The following is a 6,602-nucleotide window of genomic DNA, read 5'->3' as shown; positions in this document are numbered from 1 at the left end:
AGGTTATCGTCAGGCTTGTTATTTGGTGAAACAGCCCCCGGCTGTTTCACCTAGAGAAAAACCCGATCAGCAATGGTCGGGTTTTTTTTCGTCTGCTGGTTTGTCTTGCCATCAGGTGGGCGTAAAAAAAGGCAGCGCTGCGCGCTGCCTTCGTCATTTATCACCACATGTTGTGCACGGCGGGCACCGTCGTCATGTTCTCTTCATATTGACACTGTACGATGACTTGCATGGCTGCAGCTCTTGAGTGGCCAGTCCCTTTCATATCATCAAGTAAATGTGTGCAACCATGCTGGCCAAGCTTAAACTCGTCAAAACTCCCAGAGGCGTCGATTGCGCCTTGATGCTCTCGGCCATGCTGATACTCTGGATCGGCAATTACAGCAACCTCGACCTTATGATCGCCGATAGCATGTTCGACGGGATGCACGGGCAATTTGTCGGCGTTGACAGCGCGTGGGCGGGCAATTTCCAGCTCGGTATGATCTTGCTTGGCGCTGTCGTGATTGGCCTGGCCGTCTGGGACACCTTGCGTCCGCTGGCCTGGCTTGCTTCACGCCGCAGCGCCTTGCGCGTGGTGGCGCTGTCGGCTATCTTCGTGCCGCTAAGCATCTATTGGCTCTCTTCCTTCAGCGATGTGCTGTGCCCCACGGATTTGTTGCGCTATGGCGGACTGGAGCCATACTCGCGCCTGCTGGAAACGTTGCCAGTCAGCGCATCTGCCATGGCATGTTTGCCCGGCACCCAGGCGAACACTGCCTGGTGGCTACTGGCCTTGCCATCGTTCTGTCTTCCAAGGCGCCCACGCACGGCGCTGCTATTCGCCGGCATCATGCTGCTATGCGGTTTGGCGTTAAGCTGGCAACAACAGTTGCATGGTACGCAATTTTTTACGCATACCTTATGGTCTGTCTGGATCGCTTCCTTCCTGATCTATCTGCTGCATCATTTGTTCCGGACCGAGGACGCGTTGGCCTGAAATACAAAAGTACGTCACAATCTGCCTGTCGAGTTGTCGTTTCATACAAAAACAGGAGCACCATGAACGAGCAGATTGCGAGAGAAGTGGTATTGGTCCGGGCTATCGAGACGGCCGACCAGAAAAAAGAAGTCCTCAGCGAGGATGACCGCATGTATGCCAGCCGCAGTGCGCGTGAGCTTGCGCAGTGGCAAGCTTCGGGGAAGCAGGCCGAAGTGACAGGTGACGATTTCCTGCAGCAGCGTTCCGAGTTGATACTCAAGCGCATCACCGAGCGCACGCCGGCCTTCGCCGCGTTCGCGAAACGCCGTAACGGCATGAAAACCCTGGCGCTGACCTTGCCCCTGCTGGCCTTGCTGCTGGGTGCCGGGCTCGACCGCATCACGGACCCGCACCGCGTCGACTTGCTGTCGGCCCCCTTGCTGCTGATCATCGCCTGGAATGTGCTGGTCTACCTGGGCTTGCTGATCTGGCTATGCATTCCTTCGCATGCCCTGGGCTGGCCGAAAGCGGGGCTGGTGCGCCACCTGAGCGTGGGCCGGCTGGCCTTGCCGCGCAAACTGCCGCACGCATTGTCCTCGGGCTTGCTCAGCTTCATGGGGGAATGGGCGCACCTGAGCGCCAAGCTGACAGCCGCACGCCTCGGTCGTACCATCCACCTGAGCGCTGCCATGTTTGCCATCGGTGCCGTTGCCTCGCTGTATGCGCGCGGTTTCCTGTCGCAATACGCGGCCGGCTGGGAAAGCACGTTTCTGAATGCCGGCCAAGTGCACAGCCTGCTGTCGACATTGTTTGCGCCGGCCATCGCCCTGTTTCATTTGCAAGGTTTTTCGCTGGCGGAAATCGAAGCGCTGCGTTTCCCGCAAACGACGACCGTCGAAGCCGGCGCGCGCTGGGTGCATTTGTATGCGGCAACGATTTTCCTGCTGGTGGTCGTTCCCCGCCTGATCCTGGCACTGCTCAACAACTGGCGCGCCGCGCGCCTGGCCAGGCACTTTCCGCTGGATCTCGATCAACCGTATTTCCGCAAGCTTAATGAAAGCATCGGCGTGGCCACGGGCGGCATGCTGCGCGTCTTGCCTTACAGCTTTACGGTCGATGAAGCCCGCCACAAGGGACTGGGTCAGCTGTCCATCATGCTGTTTGGCGAGCAGGGCCGCATGATGCTGCGTCCATCGACGTCATATGGCGAAGAGCCGCAGGAAGTCTTGCGCGGCACGGACTTGAATGATCCGCAAGTCAATATCACGGCCGTGCTGTTCAACCTGACGGCGACGCCGGAAAAGGAAAATCACGGCGCCTTCCTCGATTATCTGGTGCAATCGTCGGCACGCGGCATCGCCGTCCTCATCGACGAGTCAAGCTACCTGGAGCGCGCGGGCGAGCAGGCGGATAGTACCGCCCGCTTGGCGGAAAGAGTCGCCTTGTGGCAACAGTTTTGCCAGTTCCACAAAACCACGGCGACCCTGGTCAATTTGCTCAATCCCGCCCTGCACCCGCTCGATTCCGGTGTCGGCTTGAAAGTATCGGCTGCAGCATGAGTGTGAATGTAAATAAAGATGTACAGGGTGATGCGGTGCAGATTCAGTTTGCGCTGATTTCGCATACGAATAATGGCAAGACGACCCTGGCGCGCACCCTGGTAGGCGTGGATATCGGCGAAGTGCGCGATGCCGCCCATGTGACGGTATTTGCGGAATCGCATACCTTGCTGGCCACGCCGCAGGGCGATGTCTTGCAATTGTGGGATACGCCAGGCTTTGGCGACTCCGTGCGCCTGCTCAAGCGCCTGGGGCAATCGGGCAATCCCATCGGCTGGTTCCTGCGCGAAGTGCTGGACCGCTACCGCGACCGTCCATTCTGGCTTAGTCAGCAGGCGCTGCGCACGGCCAAGGAGGCGGCCGACGTGGTGCTGTATCTCGTGAATTCCTCGGAGCATCCCAAGGATGCGGGTTATCTGCCGGCGGAAATGAAAATTCTCGAATGGCTGGGCAAACCGGTGGTGGTCTTGCTAAATCAGATGGGGCCGCCACGTCCGGGCAATGAGGAGCACAGCGAGCAGGCGCGCTGGCGCGAGCATTTGCAGCAATATCCCATCGTGCGTGACGTTTTGGCGCTCGATGCCTTTGCTCGCTGCTGGGTACATGAGCGGGTGTTTTATGAGGCTGTGGGCAAATTGCTGCCACAGTCGCAGCAAGCCGGCTATGCACGTTTGTTTGCGACTTGGCAAACGCAAAATACGGCGCGTTTCCAGCAAGCCATGCATTTGCTGGCCACGCAGCTGGCTGTGGCTGGCCAGGATAGCGAAGCGATCGAGCCCGTCTCGAAAGGACTCTTGAAGTCAGCCCTGCAGGTGGTGGGCATCGGCAAGAATGAAGAGCAGCAACGCCAGGAAAAGGCGATGGGCAATCTGGTGGCGCGGCTGAACACGCGCAGCGGCGAGACCACGCGCGAACTCTTGATCTTGCACAAACTTGACCCGACCGATGCGCATAAGATCAACGCACGGGTGCGAGAAAATTTCGCCGTGCGCGCGCCGATTGACAAGGCGCAAGCGGGGCTATTGGGCGCCATGATTTCCGGCGCAGCGACGGGCTTGTCTGCCGACCTGATATCCGGTGGCTTGACCTTGGGCACGGGCGCCTTGCTTGGCGGCGTGGTCGGTGCACTGACGTTTGCGGGTGCCGCCTGGGGGTTTAATTCCGGCACGGACCGCAACGAGCCTACGATGCAGTTTACCGATGCCTTTCTGCGCACCCTGGTGGTAGCGGGTGTGCTGCGTTATCTGGCGGTGGCGCACTTTGGCCGCGGCCGCGGCAACTTTGTGGAAAGCGAGGCACCGGCCTTCTGGCAAGATGAAGTCGAGCAAGCGGTCGCGCGTCATGACGCTGCGTTACTTGAATTGTGGAAAGAAGTGCGCCGGGAGAAATCGCCGGAGCAAGCCGCCGAGCGCGTCCTGCCCGTCATGTCGTCCATTACTTCCGATACCCTGGCTCGTCTGTATCCGGATGTAGCGCGCCTGGTCTAGCGAATCGGGCTTGATCAGGCGCGGGCTTGCAGCCACTGTTGCAGAAATTGCACGCACGCCCTGACCTTGGCCGAGTTCGACAACCGCGAGGTGGTCACCGCCCACACATCGGCGGGCTGTTGATACGCTGGCAAAATGCGTACCAGTTTGCCTTGCGCCAGGCTGCTTTCCACATCCCACGCGGAGCGCAAGATGATACCGTGGCCGTCCAGCGCCCATTGATGGACGATCTCGCCATTATTGGCCGACAGCGGCCCATCGACCTTGACCGTTTCCAGTCCGTGCGGCCCTTGCAGTTTCCAGCGTCGCCCATCCTGGTCGCGTTCGCGAATGACGATGCAGGCATGCTCACGCAATTGCGCCGGATTGTCTGGAGTGCCATGTTGTGCCAGGTAGTCGGGCGCGGCGCACAGCACGCGTTGATTGTTGGCAATATAGTGGGCGATCAAGTCTGGCTCGTGCACCACGCCGATGCGAATGTCGAGATCGAAACCTTCACCCAGCAGGTCGACAGGGCGGTCGAGCAATTCCAGCTGTATTTTCAGGTCGGGATATTGCCGTGCCAGCTGGGAGAGGGCGGGACCGAGCCGGTTGCGGCCGAAGCCGGAACTGGAGCAGATGCGCAGCACCCCCTGTGGCTGCATTGTCGATTGGGCCACCGCCTCACCCATCTGCTCGACATCATCCAGAATGCGCTGTGCCCATTTCCGCACGATTTCGCCATGACCGGTGACGCTGACCCGGCGCGTCGTCCGGTGCAGCAGACGCACTTGCAGCGCCGCTTCCAGCATCCCGATGCGCTTGCTCACGACCGCCTTGGAAATGCCCAGTTCCAGCGCCGTGGCGGCGAAGCTGGTTTTATGGGCGACCTGGCAAAACAGGCGTAAGTCTTCCAGTAGCGGTGTATGTTTCATCAATTGATCACGAAATGTGGATACTGGGGTTATGAATTCCCTGATTGTATTCTGATGCGGCGCCAGTATCATCAACGCATCCATTCATCAACAGGAGAACGTCATGGCCGTACACAGAATCGCAGTCATCGCCGGCGACGGCATCGGCAATGAAGTCATGCCGGAAGGGTTGCGTGTGGTTGAGGCCGCGGCGCGCCGATTCAATATCGACCTGCAGTTTACGACCATGGCGTGGGCAAATTGCGACTATTACCTGGAGCATGGCCAGATGATGCCCTCGGATTGGTTTGCCCAGCTCAAGGATTTTGACGCCATTTATTTTGGCGCCGTGGGCTGGCCGGACAAGGTGCCCGACCATATCTCCTTATGGGGATCGTTGTTGAAATTCCGGCGCGAGTTCGACGAATACGTCAACTTGCGGCCTGTGCGGCTGATGCCGGGCGTACCGTGCCCGCTGGCGAACAAGAAGCCGGGCGATATCGACTTCTATGTGGTGCGTGAAAACACGGAAGGAGAATATTCGTCCGTGGGCGGGCGCATGTTCGAAGGGACGGAGCGGGAAACGGTGCTGCAGGAATCGGTCTTTACGCGCAAGGGCGTGGACCGCATCCTGAAGTATGCATTTGATCTGGCGCAAAGCCGGCCTAAAAAACACCTGACCTCGGCCACCAAGTCGAATGGCATCGCGATCAGCATGCCATTCTGGGATGAGCGGGTGGAAGCCATGGCGCCGGAATTTCCTGATGTGCGCTGGGATAAATACCATATCGACATCCTGGCGGCCCGTTTCGTGCTCAGCCCCGAGCGCTTCGACGTGGTAGTGGCGTCGAATCTGTTTGGCGATATCCTGTCCGACCTGGGCCCTGCCTGTACGGGGACGATTGCCATTGCACCGTCGGCCAATATCAATCCGGAGCGCACATTTCCCTCCGTCTTTGAACCGGTACACGGTTCCGCGCCCGATATCTATGGTCAGAATATTGCCAACCCGATCGGCATGATCTGGTCGGGCGCCATGATGCTGGACTTCCTCGGCAATGGCGACGCCCGGTACACGGCCGCACATGACGCGATTGTGCGCGCCATCGAGCAGGTGCTCGAGCATGGTCCGCGCACGCCGGACATGGGCGGTAGCGCCAGTACGACCGAGGTAGGCATGGCGGTGGCAGCATTGATGAAATAAAGCTTGCCGCCAGCGGGCGGCTTTGCTATAGTTCGCCTCCCCAATGAGACGCAGCAGTTTGCGAAACAACGGGATCACTGGAAACGGTGAGGGTAGTAAAAAAGAAGGTTGACGAATTGGCCGAAACGCTTCATACTCTTCCTTCTTCGCAGCTGACAAACACAACGCTTTGTCGATAGCGCGAAAGCAGTAACCGAATACAGTTCTTTAACAATTAACAGTCGATAAGTGTGGACATTTGATGTAGTGCAGCGCCGATCTTCGGATTGGCGTCATACTTAAAATATCAAATGTTCACAAGAAATAATGAAATAGGCGCTACGAAAGTAGTGGCCTGTCAGTTTTTTGAGTGAGCAAACACCTCGCAATGCGAGGGGTTTGAACTAGTTAAATAGTTCGACCATGCCGGTAAAACGGCAAAGTAACAGAGATTAAACTGAAGAGTTTGATCCTGGCTCAGATTGAACGCTGGCGGCATGCCTTACACATGCAAGTCGA

Annotated in this window: 6 protein-coding genes and 1 rRNA gene; 6 read left to right on the top strand and 1 reads right to left on the bottom strand. The window is 58.3% G+C overall.

What is annotated here, in order from left to right:
• The 4 genes from BXA07_RS31195 to BXA07_RS29555 all read left to right on the top strand — a co-directional run.
• Positions 1–247 (top strand): hypothetical protein (locus tag BXA07_RS31195; protein WP_212592405.1); only part of this gene is annotated, 247 nt, incomplete at its 5' end.
• Between the two features lie 42 nt (positions 248–289).
• Positions 290–979 carry a phosphatase PAP2 family protein gene (locus BXA07_RS29565; RefSeq protein ID WP_076573251.1) on the top strand — a complete coding sequence of 230 codons (690 nt, stop codon included), beginning with the start codon at positions 290–292 and terminating at the stop codon, positions 977–979.
• 62 nt (positions 980–1,041) lie between these two features.
• Positions 1,042–2,520 carry a DUF2868 domain-containing protein gene (locus BXA07_RS29560; RefSeq protein ID WP_076573250.1) on the top strand — a complete coding sequence of 493 codons (1,479 nt, stop codon included), beginning with the start codon at positions 1,042–1,044 and terminating at the stop codon, positions 2,518–2,520.
• Positions 2,517–4,007, top strand: a complete 1,491-nt coding sequence (locus tag BXA07_RS29555) for a DUF3482 domain-containing protein (protein ID WP_076573249.1) — start codon at positions 2,517–2,519, stop codon at positions 4,005–4,007. The genes BXA07_RS29560 and BXA07_RS29555 overlap by 4 nt, the downstream gene beginning before the upstream one ends.
• 14 nt (positions 4,008–4,021) lie before the next feature.
• Here BXA07_RS29555 and BXA07_RS29550 read toward each other — a convergent pair whose 3' ends face one another.
• On the bottom strand, positions 4,022–4,921 hold the full coding sequence (locus tag BXA07_RS29550; protein ID WP_076573248.1) for a LysR family transcriptional regulator: 900 nt from the start codon (positions 4,919–4,921) through the stop codon (positions 4,022–4,024).
• Positions 4,922–5,024: 103 nt separating this feature from the next.
• On the opposite strand from BXA07_RS29550, the gene BXA07_RS29545 reads away from it, so the two are divergent.
• Positions 5,025–6,104: a tartrate dehydrogenase gene (locus BXA07_RS29545; RefSeq protein WP_076573247.1), complete on the top strand. Its 1,080-nt coding sequence runs from the start codon at positions 5,025–5,027 to the stop codon at positions 6,102–6,104.
• A gap of 433 nt (positions 6,105–6,537) precedes the next feature.
• Positions 6,538–6,602: ribosomal RNA gene (locus tag BXA07_RS29540) — 16S ribosomal RNA — on the top strand; the annotation flags it as partial.

The sequence above is a fragment of the Janthinobacterium sp. TND4EL3 genome, assembly GCF_900156175.1.
Lineage (GTDB): Bacteria > Pseudomonadota > Gammaproteobacteria > Burkholderiales > Burkholderiaceae_D > Janthinobacterium.
The sequence above is the reverse complement of the archived record's forward strand: the minus strand, read 5'-3'. Positions and strand labels throughout refer to the sequence as shown.